Genomic DNA, 15,858 nt, shown 5'->3' on the forward strand with positions numbered 1-15,858 from the left:
CCGGGTGCAGCCGGTTAAGTGGAGAGCTATACGATGAGCGGACAAAGCCAACGTTTTCTTACCCCTGATGACCTCTATCAGCTTACTGGTTATCGTCGCCCTTCCCTTCAGTGCCGAGCGCTGAAAGAAAGCGGTGTATTTTTCGTGCCCCGAAAAGACGGCAGGCCAGGAACTACATGGGATCATGTAACTAATCCTGCAGGCCTAAAGCTGGTAGTGAACAATCCAGAGGAAGAAGAACCAAACTTTAAGGACATGTAATGCCCAGAATCCGCAAAAACCCAGATGATAACTGGATGCCGCCCCGCGTTCGCCGGGGCAAATCAGCATATGAGTTCAGAACCCCTGACGGAAGAACAGTCAGATTGTGCAACCACGATCTAACCAAGTCTCAGGTCTGGACAGCCTATGAAAACTTCATCAACGATATCAAGGCTGGTTCCAATTTCCATGCCCTATGCGAAGAGTTTTTTAACTCTGGTGACTTCCATGAGCTGGCAACAGAAACCAGAAAGGATTACCGGAAATATGGTTCAAAGGTAAATGTCGTTTTCGGAAAAATGAAACCAGAAAATATCAAGCCAGAGCACATCAGAAAGTATATGGATAAGAGGGGGGTTAAGAGCAGAGTTCAGGCGAACCGGGAGAAAGCCTTTATGTCTAGGGTATTCAGGTGGGCATATGAGCGCGGCAAAGTTAAAATGAATCCATGCCAGGGTGTGAAGCAGTTTAAAGAGCAGGCGCGCACCCGGTACGTGACGGACAAAGAATATGATGCACTATTCAGCGTTTCGTCGGTACCGGTGAAGATTGCCATGGAGTTGGCCTATTTATGCTGCGCACGCCAGGGAGACATTCTGGATCTTAAAAAGAGTCAGATACTGGATGAAGGGATTTTAATTCAGCAAAGCAAGACGGCAGTGAGTCAGATAAAGGCGTGGACAGTACGCCTGTCAAATGCGGTCACCCTGGCTGATTCTCTGCCTTTAAATAGTGGTATGGTGAGCCTTTACGTAATCCACCAGCAGTCTGGTTCTCGTTATACACGTGATGCTTTTAATGCTCAGTGGATGAAGGCGAAAAAGTTAGCCGCAGAAAAATTTCCTGAGCTCGAATTTAACTTCACGTTCCATGATCTGAAAGCTAAAGGGATATCTGATCTGGAAGGAACGCTGCATGAAAAACAGGAAATATCAGGCCACAAAAATGCTTCGCAGACTGCACGATATAACCGCAAAATATCTGTAGTCCCGGTGGTTGGGGGGCAGTAATGCCCTCTTTCTATGGCGAAGTTGAATGGCGAAACAATGGCGAATGGCGAAAAATAAGCAATAAAAAACCACCTTTCGGTGGTTTATACGACACTGCTTATCATTGATTTTATTCTAGTTTTCCCATGGTAGCCGGAGTGGGACTTGAACCCACACAGCGCGAACGCCGAGGGATTTTAAATCCCTTGTGTCTACCGATTCCACCATCCGGCCAGGGAAGAAAGTGGAGGCGCGTTCCGGAGTCGAACCGGACTAGACGGATTTGCAATCCGCTACATAACCGCTTTGCTAACGCGCCGTAAAACTTTTCAAACTGACACCCGCTAATGCGCATGTCTTTAATCTGGAGCGGGAAACGAGACTCGAACTCGCGACCCCGACCTTGGCAAGGTCGTGCTCTACCAACTGAGCTATTCCCGCATGTTATCAAGTAAATGTCTAACCACTTGATTTCATTATCGTCCGGCTGACTGTGCCGCCGTTCGATGCGTTGCATTCTACTGATATGACGTTATGAGTCAACGTTATTTTTTACATCCCCGGATCGTTTGCTGAAAATTACGGCGAAACGATCACTGATCAAGCAAATCCCCGCGCGCAGCGTTCAAATATTGCAGCATTGACCACAGCGTCAGCACTGCCGCCACCCACAGAAGGCCAATCCCCGCCCACTCAACCCAGGCGTTCGGACGCCACAGCATCCAGACCAGCGCCGCCATCTGCGCCGTCGTTTTCACTTTACCAATCCAGGAGACCGCCACGCTGCTGCGTTTTCCCAGCTCCGCCATCCACTCGCGCAGCGCAGAGATAATAATCTCACGGCCGATCATGGTTGCCGCAGGCAGCGTCACCCACCAGGTATGATAGTGCTCGGCCACCAGCACCATCGCAATCGCGACCATCACCTTATCCGCCACCGGATCGAGGAAGGCGCCGAAACGGGTGCTTTGATTCCAGCGGCGCGCCAGGTAGCCATCAAACCAGTCTGTGACCGCTGCAATAAGGAAGATCAATGCACAGGCAAAGGGTGCCCAGACAACCGGCAGGTAAAACGCCAGCACGAAGAACGGAATGAGTACGACACGAAAAAGAGTGAGCAACGTAGGGATATTATATTGCATAGTGACGGTAACTATTTGTTGTCAGTAAAATTTAGCTCTATGTTGCTACAGAGCCCTCAATGTTTCAACGAGTAGTAGATCTTTTCTGCCAGCCCTTGCGAAATACCCGGCACTTTTGCAATTTCCTCCATGCTGGCGTTGAGTAATCCTTGCAATCCGCCCATATACTTCAGCAGCATCTGGCGACGTTTTGGCCCCACGCCTTCTATAGTCTCGAGTGAACTGGTGTTTTTCACCTTCGCCCGTTTTTTGCGGTGACCGCTGATGGCGTGATCGTGCGATTCATCGCGAATATGCTGAATGACGTGCAGCGCCGGAGAGTCCGGCGGCAGGCTGAAGCCCTCACCTTCCGGCTCGAAGAACAGTGTCTCCAGACCGGCCTTACGATCGGCCCCTTTTGCAACGCCCAGCAGCAGCGGATGGTTTTTATCCCAGCTGACATCAAGCGATTCAAATACCGCTTTCGCCTGGCCGAGCTGCCCTTTCCCGCCGTCAATCAGGATCACATCCGGGATCTTGCTCTCTTCTATGGCTTTACCATAGCGACGACGCAGCACCTGATTCATCGCCGCATAGTCATCGCCCGGCGTGATGCCGGTGATGTTATAGCGGCGATACTCGGCGCGCAGCGGGCCGTTAGCATCAAACACCACGCAGGACGCGACCGTCTGTTCCCCCATCGTATGACTGATGTCGAAACACTCCATCCGTTTTACTTCCGGAAGCTTCAGCAGCGCCGCCAGGGCCGTTAAACGCTGGTGCACCGTCGACTGCTGCGACAGCTTCGTGCTCAGCGCCGTTGCCGCGTTGGTCCGCGCCAGCTTCAGATAGCGCGCACGATCGCCGCGCGGTTTGGTTTGTACATTGACCCGGCGTCCCGCCAGTTCAGAGAGTGAATCGGCCAGCAGGGTTTTATCGTCAAGATTAAAATCGAGCAGGATCTCAGAAGGCAGCGTGCGCATCTGGCTCCCCTGCAGATAGAACTGGCCGACAAAGGTTTCCACCACTTCGCCCAGTTCGGTACCGCCAGGCACTTTCGGGAAATAGCTGCGGCTGCCGAGCACTTTGCCCTGGCGTATGAACAGCACATGCACGCAGGCCATCCCGGCGTCAAAGGCCACGCCGATCACGTCGAGATCGTCACCGGTATTCGAGACAAACTGTTTCTCCGTGACTCTGCGCACCGCCTGGATTTGATCGCGGATACGCGCGGCCTCTTCGAACTCGAGTGCGGCGCTGGCTTTTTCCATCCGCGCAATCAGCTGCGTTAACACCTGATCGTCTTTACCGGCCAGGAACAGGCGCACGTACTCCACCTGCTGGGCATACTCTTCTTCACTCACCAGTCCGGCCACGCACGGCCCCAGGCAGCGTCCAATCTGGTACTGCAGGCACGGGCGCGAGCGGTTACGGTAAACGCTGTTTTCACACTGGCGGATCGGGAAGATTTTTTGCAGCAGCGCCAGCGTTTCACGCACAGCATAGCCGTTGGGGAACGGTCCGAAATATTCACCCTTCGCATGTTTTGCACCACGGTGCATGGCGAGGCGCGGATGGGTGTCACCGCTCAGAAAGATAAACGGATAGGATTTATCATCGCGCAACAGGACGTTATAGCGCGGCTGGTACAGCTTAATATAGTTGTGCTCAAGCAGCAGCGCTTCTGTCTCCGTGTGCGTGACGGTGACATCAATATTCTGGATGAGTGAGACCAGCGCTTCGGTTTTACGGGAGGCCAGGTTGCTGCGAAAATAGCTGGAAAGGCGTTTTTTAAGATCTTTTGCCTTCCCCACATAGATAACCGTACCGCCAGCGTCATACATGCGATAGACGCCAGGCTGGCTGGTTACGGTTTTCAGGAATGCTTTTGAATCGAACACATCACTCACTGACTTAACAACGTCTCCGCATTACACAAACCATGTCGGATGGCCAGATGCGTCAGTTCGACGTCACCATGAATGTTCAGTTTACTGAACATCCGATAACGATAGCTGTTTACCGTTTTCGGGCTGAGATTCAGCTGTTCCGAGATCTCATTCACCTTCTGACCTTTGGTGATCATCAGCATAATCTGCAATTCACGCTCGGACAAACTGGCAAACGGTGATTCGGTTTTCTCGGGCTCGATCTGACTCAGCGCCATCTGCTGAGCGATGTCGGACGCAATATAACGCTGTCCGGCAAACACGGAACGGATAGCATTGACGACTTCCTGCGGTGCAGCACCTTTACTCAGGTAACCCGCGGCCCCCGCCTGCATCACTTTCGCGGGCAGTGGATTTTCGGTATGCACGGTCAGCATGATGACTTTGGTGTCTACAAAGGTACGCGCGATTTTGCGTGTTGCCTCAAGACCACCGATACCGGGCATGTTCATATCCATCAGCACCACATCGGCGGAGTGAGTACGGCACCATTTTACCGCATCTTCACCACAGCATGCCTCACCGGCAACTTTAATACCTTTAATATCTTCAAGAATGCGTCGTATCCCTGCGCGCACCAGTTCGTGGTCATCAACAAGAAGGACGTTGATCAAAGGAAATGTCTCCAGAATAGGGATAACGCTACTGAGTGATAATTTGGTTTATATTAACGGTTTTCATGACAAGATTAAAACGTTAAAAAACCGGCTATTCGATTTTGCTCTCGTTTTTGGAAATTAGCCTGTACAGGCGGTGGAAAGAAAGCCCGTGTTTTTAGGGCTCTTGCGGCTTTTTTTAATCATCTGTATTCAAAAAGTTACAAAAAGCGTGCTGCCTTAACCTGCACAAAAACAGGGATCAACTTTTTGTAACAATAATTAACGGCAAGCGGACCCGGCCTAAACAATTAATAGTCATTAACCCAGTTGAGTTTACCGGTACGATCTGTTTACGCAATTAAACACCCGCGTAAAAGTACGAAAAACAACCGCTGCATTTTTTGCGTTAGCTTGTGGTATACTCCGCCGCCTTGACTTTCGTCGTCGCGCTCTAGCGCCGTTTAATAATGAGGAAAATAAATGAGCACACCTGAATTTGCCACTGCGGAGAATAACCAGGAACTGGCACAGGAAGTAAACTGCCTGAAGGCACTGCTGACGCTGATGCTGCAGGCGATGGGCCAGGCTGATGCCGGCCGTGTGATCATTAAAATGGAAAAACAAATCGCGGAGATGGAAGACCAGGCTGAATCAGCGGTATTTGCTAACACCGTTAAGCAAATCAAGCAAGCCTACCGCCAGTAACAAAAAACGGCTGGATGCAGTGCATTCAGCCGTTCGCTCGTCTGTCACGCAGAACGTTTTACGGAGTCAGATCAGTCCCGTTGCCGCCGCGTAACACGCGATCTGAGTCTTATTGGGCGCGTTAAATTTCTTCTGCATATTCTTCTGATGGAAGTTAACGGTATTCTCTGAGATCGAGAGAATGATCGCTATTTCCGCTGACGTCTTCCCTTCCGCAGTCCATTTCAGAATTTCACGCTCGCGCTTGCTGAATTTCATTTCGGGCGGCATGACCATCTCATGGTCAAAACGCATCAGGGAGGTTAAAGCCATTTGCACCAGCATTTGCAACCGCAGTTCTATTTCCTCATGGGCTAATGGCCCTTCCTGTACGCGACTACGGGAAACAGACAGGAAGCCGAGCGCATGATTCGGCAGCATCAGGCACTGCGTTATTCCGGCGCGTAAACCGTGGTCCTGGGCGCTATGCCATAATTCCTGCGCCTCAGCGAATAATGCGTCTGTCCAGGGGAGATGCCCCTGAATGAAATTCTCCGGTTTTAAAACCGGATCGATCGCGAAATAGTTCGCGGATTGATATTGCGCCATCCACAGTTTTGGGTAAGTGGTATGCAGGGAGATCTTAGGGCGCGTAAATGGCACGGGATGGCGCACACAGAGCGCATAATAATCGAATTCCAGCGCCTGAGTTTGACGCTCCAGCTCCTGATATACCTCGGCGGCACAGGTCAATTCCTGAAACCGGAGGGAGCATTCCCGTCGCCAGGTGAAAAAGTCTAAATCCTTCATACTTACTAAATGAAGCCTCTGAACAGATAATCATTATTATGGTGAATATAAGCTAACACAGAAAACTTTTTTCTAACCACAAAATATCGGCAATAGCACAATTAACTTTACTATCGATAAGGTTTATCCGATCCGGATGGAATAAAAAAACAGGGGACCTCGTCCAGAGGGAGAATAATTTGCTCCAGAGTAAATTTCTGGAGCAAATGCGTGCAAAAATGCTACTGCATAAGGAATTTTTCAAGGAATTGACGGGTTCGCGGCTGTTGAGGGTTAGCGAACAGGCTTTTCGCTGGCCCCTGCTCCACAATCCGCCCCTGATCCATGAAGATGGCTCTGTCAGCGACATCGCGCGCAAAGCTCATTTCATGGGTCACGATCACCATCGTACGTTTCTCCTGTGCCAGCTGGCGAATGGTGTTCAGCACCTCACCCACCAGTTCCGGATCGAGCGCAGAGGTCGGTTCATCAAACAGGATCACGTCAGGGCGCATCGCCAGCGCACGCGCTATCGCCACGCGCTGCTGTTGGCCGCCAGACAGGCGACGCGGATAGCTGGTCTCTTTTCCCGCCAGCCCAACTTTGGCGAGCAGTTCGCGAGCCCGCGCCGTCGCTTCCTCTTTGGGCTCACCTTTAACGATAACCGGCCCCTCAATGATGTTCTCCAGTACCGTACGATGTGGGAAAAGATTGAAGTTCTGGAAAACAAAGCCGACATGCTGGCGCAAGCGGCGAATCAACCCTTTCTGCTGGCTGATGGATTTCCCGGTATCAATCGTTATCTCCCCGACCCGGATGGTGCCGCCTTCCGGCTGTTCAAGCAGGTTAATGCTGCGCAGCAGCGTCGTCTTTCCCGAACCGCTCGGTCCGATAATCGCCACCACTTCGCCCTGCTCGACCTCCAGATCGATTCCATGAAGCACCGTTTGACCGTGGAATTTCTTCACCAGGTTTTTGACGTCAATTGCACTCATTTTGGATCACGCTCCTGGCGGTTAAGCTGGTTTTCGAAATAGTTTTGCAGAGCAGAGAGCACTGTCGCCATCACCCAGTAAATCAGCGAGGCGGCCAGATACATGGTAAAGACCTCGAGCGTACGGGAGGTGATGAGCTGTGCCTGACGGAAAAGCTCCGGAACCTGAATCGTTGCCGCCAGAGAGGTATCTTTCACCAGGCTGATAAAGCTGTTGCTGAGCGGCGGAAGCGCCACGCGCGCCGCCTGCGGCAGAATGGCGCGGCGCAGCGTCTGCCAGGGCGTCATCCCGATACTGGCCGCCGCTTCCCACTGCCCTTTGTCAATGGAGGAGATGGCCGCTCGCAGGGTTTCGGAGGTGTACGCCGCGGTGTTGAGCGACAGGCCAATCATTGCTGCCGGGATCGGATCCAGCTCAATACCAAACTGTGGTAAGCCGTAGTAAATCATAAAGAGCTGGGCGATAAGCGGCGTACCGCGAAACACGGAGATGTAAAAGCGCGCCAGCCAGCGCACCGGCAGGATAGGCGACATGCGCATCAAGGCCAGCACAAATCCCAGAACCAGCCCAAAGAACATCCCGCCGATACTAAGCTGTAACGTAAATACCGCACCTTTCAGCAGATACGGCAGAGAATCAATAACCAGTTGAATACTTTCTTGCATTATTATTTTTCGACCTGATTTTTAGACATGAGGATGGTAGGCAAACAGCGCAGGCGCTCCGCCGGTATGGACAAATAAAATCGGCCCTTCATCCTTAAAGCGTTTTTGCGCAATGCCGTCGATCAGTCCGGCCATCGCTTTGCCGGTATAGACCGGATCGAGCAGTATGCCCTCGAGGCGCGCCAGCAGTTTCACCGCTTCCATTCCCTCTTCGTTCGGCGTGCCGTAACCCGGCGCAAAATAGTCATCCCAGAGCAGAATATCGGCCTTTGCCTTCAGCTCCAGCTGCTCTGCGACCGCCTGCTGTAACGTAACCACTTTTGGCTTCTGATCCGCGATGCTGCGGGACACCGTCACGCCAATCAGTTCGACGTCCGGCAGCAGTTGCTCCAGCCCCACCGCCAGCCCGGCATGGGTACCCGCACTGCCGGACGCGACCACCACGGAGGAAAGACTCACCGCGCCCTCGCACTGCTGCGCGATCTCCAGCGCGCTTTCCACATACCCCAGCGCACCCAGCGCATTCGACCCGCCGACGGGGATAACGTAGGGGCGGAACCCCTGCGCTTCCAGACGCGTCGCCAGCTCATCGAGCTGGGCGGTCGGGTCGGTCAGCGCGTCAACCATCTCAACCTGCACGTTAAACAGATCCAGCAGCAGGCGGTTACCGTTGGTGAGATAGTTTTCAGCCCGCGTGCCAATCGGGTTTTCCAGCAACGCCACGCAGTGGAGCCCAAGTTTCGCCGCTACGGCCGCCGTCTGGCGAACGTGGTTGGACTGGATGGCCCCGGCAGTGATGAGCGTATCCGCGCCTTCACGCAGGGCGTCCGCCGCCAGAAACTCCAGCTTGCGCAGCTTGTTGCCACCCATCGCCATGGGCGTCACGTCATCACGCTTAATAAAAATATCGCGCCCTAAATAATCAGAAAATCGCGGCAGATACTCCAGCGGCGTCGGCGCGCCGATAAACTCCAGGCGAGGAAAGCGCGTTAAATTCTGTAGTGACATGGATGCTCCGGTAACTCTGACAAAATGTAATATTTTTCATTATGCACGCAGACGCGTAAGAAATAAAAAAGGCGCTTTTAAAAGCGCCTTTTTTTTACGTCCGAAACTTATTTCGTGACGTCTGCCCCGAACCACTTCTCGGAAAGCGCTTTCAGGCTGCCGTCTTTTTGCATATCCGCAATCGCCGCATCAATCGCTTTCACCAGGTCTTCGTTACCTTTACGAACAGCCACACCGGATTCCTGACGAGAGAACGCATCACCCGCGACCGCCAGGGTGTTGTTGGTTTTCTTCACCAGATCCAACGCCGCCAGGCGGTCAACCAGAATGGCGTCGATACGGCCCACGCGCAGATCCTGGTACTTCGTCGGGTCATCATCATAGGTACGGATATCTACGCCCTGCACGTTCTGGCGCAACCACTCTTCGTAGTTGGTTCCCAGACCGACACCGACTTTCTTCCCTTTCAGGTCCGCGGCGGTTTTAATCCCACCTTCATTGCCTTTCTTCACCAGCGCCTGAATACCGGATACGGTATACGGGGTGGAGAAGTCATACTTCTTCTTACGCTCGTCAGAAATGGTGACCTGGTTGATGACCACATCAATACGTTTCGAATCCAGCGACGCCAGCATACCGTCCCATTTGGTCGGTTTCAGGGATGCTTTCACGCCGAGGTGTTTCGCCAGCTCTTCAGCAAACTCCACTTCAAAACCGGTCAGCTTACCGTCATCGCCCTGGAAGCTGAACGGAGGATAGGTTCCTTCCAGCCCGACCAGCAGCGTACCGCGCTCTTTCACTTTATTCAGCAGGTTTTCTGCGGCGAACGTTTTCACGCTCATGCCTGCAACCAGCGCAACGGCCATAACACCCATCAGCGCCTGACGACCCAGAAGTGCAAATTTCATAAATACCCCGATATAGTGGAATTTTTACGTAGTGTAGAGAAATCGCCTGCAACGTCAAAGGCGACTGCGCTACATCTTATTCTTTTTTAATATATATCAGAAGTTGTTCCGGCGTGGGCTTTCTGCTTTATCGCACCCGGCATTTGTACCTTATATTGTGCATACTTGCGCAGCGCAATTCGGTAGTTGTTGGTGCTGGTCGCAGGCAGCCACGGCTCCAGGTTCTCGTCCAGATAACCGGTTTTCAGCAGATCGCGCGAAATGTTGTTCACGGTCAGATGTTGTCCGAGGCGACGCAGGCGAACCACATATTCGCGAACGGTGCCGTGGCTCATCTCCGTTTGTTCAAACAGGAATTGCTTGAAGCCGATAATGTCGAAGAAGTCGCTTTGCTCTTTGCAGTGGAGATCGCCACAGAAACGGCAAAGCGCCACCCACTCTTTTTGCTCTTCGAGCCATGCTGCTTCGTCCATCAACGTGTCGAGGCGAGAAATCGCGATCTTATTGACGATTTCGCCACGGCGAACCAGCGTGATACGATCGAGTAACTTGTTACAGTGGGCGCAATGCGTCTGGCTGTGTTTAAAGTCTTTCAGGTAGCGGCTTAAAGGCCGTCTTTTAGATTGCTGCACCGTCATGATAACTCCTGGTTGTCAATACGTTGTGCGGCATTTTTAAGGTGAATCAATCACCTATAACTTACCCAGCTTGGTTCGTAAGCGTTTAATGGCCTGGCTGTGCAGCTGGCTCACCCGCGACTCTCCCACCTCCAGAACAGCGCCAATCTCTTTGAGGTTAAGCTCTTCCTGGTAATAAAGGGTCAATACCAGCTGTTCGCGTTCAGGCAGAGCTTCAATAGCTTCCATGACGCGCTGGCGTAAATTCCCTTCCATTAAATGGTGTAACGGGTTTTCTTGCTGGTGCTCATCCGTCACCAGCTCGATGCTATCGCCATGCTCTTCTCGCCACTCGTCATAAGAGAAGAGTTGGCTATTATTGGTATCGAGCAACATCTGACGATACTCTTCAACAGCAATGCCAAGACGATCCGCCACTTCGGTTTCCGTTGCGTTGCGTCCCAGTTCCTGTTCCAGCTGCCCCATCGCATGCGCCACTTCGCGTGCGTTGCGGCGAACACTGCGCGGTACCCAGTCACGGCTGCGCAGCTCGTCCAGCATCGCACCACGAATACGCTGAACTGCGTAAGTCGTAAATGCCGTTCCTTGCAGAGCGTCGTATCGGTCAACTGCATTCAATAACCCGATACCGCCCGCCTGTAGCAGATCGTCGAGTTCCACGCTCGCCGGCAAGCGCACCTGGAGGCGCAATGCTTCGTGACGCACCAACGGGACATAACGCTGCCACAGCGAGTGTTTATCCATTACACCTTCAGCGGTATAGAGTGAATTCACGATAAACAGCCCTGCGTTAGTTGAGTTATCGGCATGATTATCCGATTCTGCAGGGCGTTCAATTGGATGAAAAAGGGGGATAAAGTGAGGTTATTCTGAGGTTGCCCTCAACCGGGGCAACTTTTCTGCCTAAATTAACAGTTGCAACAATGAAAGATCGTCGCCCAGTTTGACGCTATCTATATGTTGATGAAAGAGCTTTCCCGCTTCCTGATTATGCTGGCTAAGGGAGTGGAAGCTGTAAATAACATCAATGATATTATCTTGTTCAATTTTCCCCGCCACGATAGCCTGACCAGCAAGTAACGTTTTAAGGAAATAGTACTCCGCAACGATTAAATAAAGATTATTCAACATGCTGCGGCCGTTGTTCTGCGGAAAGGCCTGCTCCCACAGTTTGTATTTAAAAAAGTTCTTAAATAAATGGTCGTTGGTCGCCAGGTAACTGCCCGCCACATCGCCCCAGACGGACTCGATGTTCTCCATGACCTTCTCTGCCGGTACGGCATCACCGACAGATTCGAACTGTTGATAAAGCTGGGCAAAATAGTGATTTAACACCGCACCACCGCGGGCCGTCGCTTTCTTCGTAAAGTAACTCTGGATGAGCGAAATTAACGCGAATTTCAGACTGTAGTTCTGATTAAATCCGCCCAGCTCCGTCTTGATTTTACCGCTCACCAGTTCGTTAACCAGCGAGAAATAAACCGTTTCGAGCGTGCCGATATTTTCTTCCAGGTTTTCGAGTTTTTCAGCCACCATGAGGAACTTCACCACGGCGTAAACCTGTTCTTCAACGCTAACGTCCTCAACGCTGAATATATTCTGGCAGAAGAGATTGATGACTTTTGCCTTTAAATCAATCATCGGCGCAGTATTGACGTCCTGCTGGACAATGACCGATTCCATCATCGACATAGACTCCCGATCGTTCAACAGAAGTCGGGTGACTTCCGGACACGAGAGATTCAATGATTTTTCGATTTCATTTTTATAGACCCGGTTTGTCCGTGGAAACGACGAACAGGTTGGGCTTAAGGCCTGCGCGCCCATGGCGCTGTGAATAGAACAGAGTTTTTCCGTATCCATAAACGGACAGTTTTTACTTTCCGTATGGAAAATCACTTCGCCCCAGTGGCCATACTGTTTTTTGGTAACTTTTATCGCCGTTTTCGCCGTGTGACGAATGGCAGCATTTTTACTGTTCAGATAGCGATTAACGGAGGATTTATCAAATGCGATGGTCCAGCCCTGACAACAATGTTCACGGCATTCCCCACCGACACATGAAAAATCTGCGACCAGCTTTGGTTGAGTGACACTGATTTGTTTCACAGGCGGATTCTCAAATAGCAGAGATAAAAAAACCCCGCCGAAGCGGGGTTTCGTGCGTAAAATTAACGCAGCAGAGACAGAACGGTCTGTGGAACCTGGTTTGCCTGAGACAGAACAGAAGTACCAGCCTGCTGCAGGATCTGCGCGCGAGACATGTTGGAAACTTCAGTTGCGTAGTCAGCGTCCTGGATACGGGACTGAGCAGCAGACAGGTTGTTAGAGGTGTTGTTCAGGTTGTTGATTGCAGAAGTGAAGCGGTTCTGCACAGCACCCAGGCCTGAACGTGCTTTATCAACGGTAGCGATAGCTTTGTCGATGGTGTCCAGATCGGTAGCACCCATAGCTTTCAGGTCGATTGCGTTCACGCCCAGAGTCGTGGTGTCAGCTTTAGCGCCGCTCAGGTCCAGATCGATGGTGTCGCCGTCGTTCACGCCAACCTGAATTTTAACAACGCCCGCAGTACCTGCAGTGCCGTCCAGCAGTTTGATGCCGTTGAAGTCAGTTTTGCCCGCAACACGGTTGATTTCAGCCAGACGAGCGGTAACTTCATCCTGCAGAGAAGCCAGGTCAGATGCGCTGTTGGTGCCGTTGCTTGCCTGAACAGCCAGTTCACGTACACGCTGCAGGTTGTTGTTGATTTCGTTCAGAGAACCTTCAGCAGTCTGCGCCATGGAGATACCGTCGTTGGCGTTACGTGCTGCCTGGGTCATCCCTTTGATCTGAGCGGTCATGCGGTTTGCAATCGCCTGGCCAGCAGCATCGTCTTTCGCGCTGTTAATACGCAGACCGGAAGACAGACGCTCGATAGCAGTGCCCAGAGAAGACTGAGATTTGTTCAGGTTGTTCTGAGTGGTCAGGGACAACAGGTTAGTATTGATAACTGCCATAATTTTCTTTCCTTCAAAAATTGGGTTTTAGGTCCGGTGCCTAACACTCACAGCGTCTCTCACCGTCAACAAGGTTATCGACGGGTCCCCAAAAGACTTTAGAATCAATTTTGAAAAAATTACAAGCAACTGATTATTAACGTATTTATTTTTAAAAAATCAATTAAGGTCCGTCAACGTGTTATTATTTACGCTTTTTTAACGCGCAAAAAGATGACAAAAAAGGCACACACTTATTCGTGTTTTCAATGCGCGGATAATGATCCTAAAGTGCAATCCTTTCATTTACCCCGCCAGGACGTGCCTATTCTTTGGATTATTTTTTTCTCACCATCGTAAACTTTTACGTTAAGAGGCCGATAAGAGTCCTGAACTACTTTCGTATTTTAAGGAAAATATGCATGGCTACTATCAGTAACCTCGGGATAGGTTCTGCAGGACTCGGGGATTTATATAATCAGTTGGAAGCGGCAGAGAAAACCAAGCTGACGACGATTACTTCCCAGCAATCAACGTATAACGCACAGTTAAGCGCTTACGGCAAGCTGCAGAGCGCCATGACATCGCTGCAGACTGCCACCGCTGCACTGGGTAAAGCCACCACCTGGAACTCAACGTCCGTGAGCAGCACCAACACGGCCTTTACCGCCACGACGACAGCTGATGCGTCCGTGGGTTCCTTTGTGGTTAACGTCAACCAGGTTGCAAAAGCACAGGCGCTCACTACCGGCTCCTATGCAAACAACACGGATCTGCTCGGCGATACGACAGGGACGACGCGTAAAATCACCATCACCCAGCCGGGCACGAAAACGCCTTTAGAGGTCACGCTGGCCGATGGCGATACGTCTCTGGCCGGGATCGCGAGCGCCATTAATAAAGCGAACGGCAATGTCACCGCCAGCGTCATTAAAGCGAAAGACGGTGATTACCGCCTGATGCTGTCATCAAAAACCACCGGTACCGATGGTGCGATGACCGTCAGCGTCACTGGCGACGCCAAGCTGCAAAGCGCCATTGGCTACGACTCAACCACTAAAACGGGCGCGCTGACGGTGAACACCGACGCGCAGAACGCCATCGTGGTGGTGAACAACATCTCTATCGAGCGCCAGTCGAATACCATTACCGATGCGCTGCCTGGCGTCACCTTCTCGGTGAAGGCCGAAAGCAAAGCTGATGAAACCCTTGAGGTTTCACGCGCAACGGATGCAAACCAGAAGGCGATTACGGACTGGGTCACGGCGTACAACTCGCTGCAGTCCACCATTAACAGCCTGACGAAATATGTGCCAGTCGATGCAGGCTCCGGCAGCCAGTCTACCAGCAACGGCGCGCTGGTCGGTGATGCGAACGTGCGCGGAGTTCAGTCTCAGCTGCGCGGTCTGCTGACCGAAGTGCAGGCCGGCTCGGTTCAGATCATGGCCCAACTGGGGATTACCCAGGACCCGGTTAAAGGCTCAGACGGCACCGTCGGTAACCTGAAGGTCGATACCGACAAGCTGAAAAAAGCGCTGACCGACAACCCGAACGCCGTACAGCAGTACTTTGTCGGTGACGGAAAGAAAACCGGTATGGCCACGCAGATGAACAACACGCTGACCGCCATGCTCAGCACCAGTACCGGTAGCGCCGGGGTGATCCAGAACGCGAAAGACGGGATCAACAAAACGCTGAAAACCCTGGGCGAACGCTACGATGCCATGGATGCCCAAATTGAAGCCACCATGGCGCGTTACAAAACCCAGTTCACCAGCCTGGACGTATTAGTCACCAAAATGACCAGTACAGCCAACTACCTGACCCAACAGTTCTCACAAAAATAGTCGTCGCATTGAGGAGTGGAAATGTATAAGACCTCTGGTGTTCAATCCTATCAGCAGATAGGAGTCGAAAGTGCAGTGATGAATGCCAGTCCACACCAGCTGATTGTCATGTTGTTCGACGGGGCGCATAGCGCCCTTGTTCGCGCGCGTTTGTTCATGGAAGCCGGACAAATTCGTGAGAAAGGCGAAGCGTTATCGAAAGCCATCAACATCATCGACAACGGTTTAAAAGCAGGACTGAACATGGAGGTTGAGAGCGAGTTGTCCGGTAACCTTGCCTCCTTGTACGAATATATGGTTCGACGTTTGTTACTGGCGAATGTCAGTAATGACGTAGACGCAATTGTTGAAGTCGAGGGTTTATTAAACAACATTGCGGATGCGTGGAAGCAAATCGGCCCCAATGCGTCCTCTATTTCAGGATAATTTT

At 51.8% G+C, this 15,858-nt stretch carries 17 protein-coding genes and 3 tRNA genes; 5 read left to right on the plus strand and 15 right to left on the minus strand.

The window, feature by feature from the left end; all coding sequences use genetic code 11:
• Positions 1–33: 33 nt before the first annotated feature.
• Positions 34–261 (plus strand): DUF4224 domain-containing protein, encoded by a 228-nt coding sequence (locus ACMWJS_RS07700; protein ID WP_016063584.1) that lies wholly within the window; start codon positions 34–36, stop codon positions 259–261.
• Positions 261–1,271 (plus strand): tyrosine-type recombinase/integrase, encoded by a 1,011-nt coding sequence (locus ACMWJS_RS07705; protein ID WP_414746893.1) that lies wholly within the window; start codon positions 261–263, stop codon positions 1,269–1,271. Before ACMWJS_RS07700 ends, ACMWJS_RS07705 begins: the two co-directional genes overlap by 1 nt.
• A gap of 126 nt (positions 1,272–1,397) precedes the next feature.
• Here ACMWJS_RS07705 and ACMWJS_RS07710 read toward each other — a convergent pair.
• The 6 genes from ACMWJS_RS07710 to uvrY form a co-directional block, all read right to left on the minus strand.
• Positions 1,398–1,484: transfer RNA gene (locus tag ACMWJS_RS07710), tRNA-Leu, on the minus strand.
• An 11-nt stretch (positions 1,485–1,495) separates the two neighbouring features.
• Positions 1,496–1,569: transfer RNA gene (locus ACMWJS_RS07715), tRNA-Cys, on the minus strand.
• Between the two features lie 46 nt (positions 1,570–1,615).
• Positions 1,616–1,691 (minus strand) — tRNA-Gly (locus ACMWJS_RS07720).
• A 152-nt stretch (positions 1,692–1,843) separates the two neighbouring features.
• A complete protein-coding gene (gene pgsA / locus ACMWJS_RS07725) occupies positions 1,844–2,392 on the minus strand; it encodes a CDP-diacylglycerol--glycerol-3-phosphate 3-phosphatidyltransferase (protein WP_008500348.1) in 549 nt (182 codons plus the stop codon).
• A gap of 56 nt (positions 2,393–2,448) precedes the next feature.
• A complete protein-coding gene (gene uvrC, locus ACMWJS_RS07730) occupies positions 2,449–4,281 on the minus strand; it encodes an excinuclease ABC subunit UvrC (RefSeq protein ID WP_008500347.1) in 1,833 nt (610 codons plus the stop codon).
• On the minus strand, positions 4,278–4,934 hold the full coding sequence (gene uvrY / locus ACMWJS_RS07735) for a UvrY/SirA/GacA family response regulator transcription factor (RefSeq protein WP_008500346.1): 657 nt from the start codon (positions 4,932–4,934) through the stop codon (positions 4,278–4,280). Before uvrY ends, uvrC begins: the two co-directional genes overlap by 4 nt.
• 465 nt (positions 4,935–5,399) lie before the next feature.
• Between uvrY and ACMWJS_RS07740 the strand changes: the two genes are divergently transcribed.
• On the plus strand, positions 5,400–5,624 hold the full coding sequence (locus ACMWJS_RS07740) for a DUF2594 family protein (protein ID WP_008500345.1): 225 nt from the start codon (positions 5,400–5,402) through the stop codon (positions 5,622–5,624).
• A 66-nt stretch (positions 5,625–5,690) separates the two neighbouring features.
• On the opposite strand, the gene sdiA is transcribed toward ACMWJS_RS07740, so the two are convergent.
• The 9 genes from sdiA to ACMWJS_RS07785 form a co-directional block, all read right to left on the minus strand.
• The gene (gene sdiA, locus ACMWJS_RS07745) at positions 5,691–6,413 is read right to left on the minus strand and encodes a transcriptional regulator SdiA (protein ID WP_045908171.1); all 723 of its coding nucleotides are present in this window, start codon (positions 6,411–6,413) and stop codon (positions 5,691–5,693) included.
• A gap of 221 nt (positions 6,414–6,634) precedes the next feature.
• Positions 6,635–7,387, minus strand: coding sequence for an L-cystine ABC transporter ATP-binding protein TcyN (gene tcyN, locus ACMWJS_RS07750; protein ID WP_008500343.1), 753 nt, complete (start codon positions 7,385–7,387; stop codon positions 6,635–6,637).
• Positions 7,384–8,052, minus strand: a complete 669-nt coding sequence (tcyL, locus tag ACMWJS_RS07755; RefSeq protein WP_014884380.1) for a cystine ABC transporter permease — start codon at positions 8,050–8,052, stop codon at positions 7,384–7,386. Before tcyL ends, tcyN begins: the two co-directional genes overlap by 4 nt.
• Positions 8,053–8,073: 21 nt before the next feature.
• On the minus strand, positions 8,074–9,060 hold the full coding sequence (dcyD, locus tag ACMWJS_RS07760; protein WP_134350728.1) for a D-cysteine desulfhydrase: 987 nt from the start codon (positions 9,058–9,060) through the stop codon (positions 8,074–8,076).
• Between the two features lie 107 nt (positions 9,061–9,167).
• Positions 9,168–9,968, minus strand: a complete 801-nt coding sequence (gene tcyJ, locus ACMWJS_RS07765) for a cystine ABC transporter substrate-binding protein (RefSeq protein ID WP_045908169.1) — start codon at positions 9,966–9,968, stop codon at positions 9,168–9,170.
• 86 nt (positions 9,969–10,054) lie between these two features.
• Positions 10,055–10,606, minus strand: coding sequence for a flagella biosynthesis regulatory protein FliZ (fliZ, locus tag ACMWJS_RS07770; RefSeq protein WP_008500339.1), 552 nt, complete (start codon positions 10,604–10,606; stop codon positions 10,055–10,057).
• 54 nt (positions 10,607–10,660) lie between these two features.
• Positions 10,661–11,380: an RNA polymerase sigma factor FliA gene (locus tag ACMWJS_RS07775; RefSeq protein ID WP_008500338.1), complete on the minus strand. Its 720-nt coding sequence runs from the start codon at positions 11,378–11,380 to the stop codon at positions 10,661–10,663.
• 129 nt (positions 11,381–11,509) lie between these two features.
• Entirely contained in the window at positions 11,510–12,715 is a 1,206-nt protein-coding gene (gene fliB, locus ACMWJS_RS07780) for a flagellin lysine-N-methylase (RefSeq protein ID WP_414746894.1), read from the minus strand.
• Between the two features lie 62 nt (positions 12,716–12,777).
• A complete protein-coding gene (locus tag ACMWJS_RS07785) occupies positions 12,778–13,602 on the minus strand; it encodes a flagellin (RefSeq protein WP_045908167.1) in 825 nt (274 codons plus the stop codon).
• Between the two features lie 401 nt (positions 13,603–14,003).
• Between ACMWJS_RS07785 and fliD the strand changes: the two genes are divergently transcribed.
• The gene (fliD, locus tag ACMWJS_RS07790; RefSeq protein ID WP_045908166.1) at positions 14,004–15,428 is read left to right on the plus strand and encodes a flagellar filament capping protein FliD; all 1,425 of its coding nucleotides are present in this window, start codon (positions 14,004–14,006) and stop codon (positions 15,426–15,428) included.
• 21 nt (positions 15,429–15,449) lie between these two features.
• The gene (gene fliS / locus ACMWJS_RS07795) at positions 15,450–15,854 is read left to right on the plus strand and encodes a flagellar export chaperone FliS (protein ID WP_023312296.1); all 405 of its coding nucleotides are present in this window, start codon (positions 15,450–15,452) and stop codon (positions 15,852–15,854) included.
• Positions 15,855–15,858: the final 4 nt, after the last annotated feature.

The organism is Enterobacter sp. HK-058-C-ECC (assembly GCF_047531125.1).
GTDB classification, from domain to species: Bacteria; Pseudomonadota; Gammaproteobacteria; order Enterobacterales; family Enterobacteriaceae; genus Enterobacter; species Enterobacter quasiroggenkampii.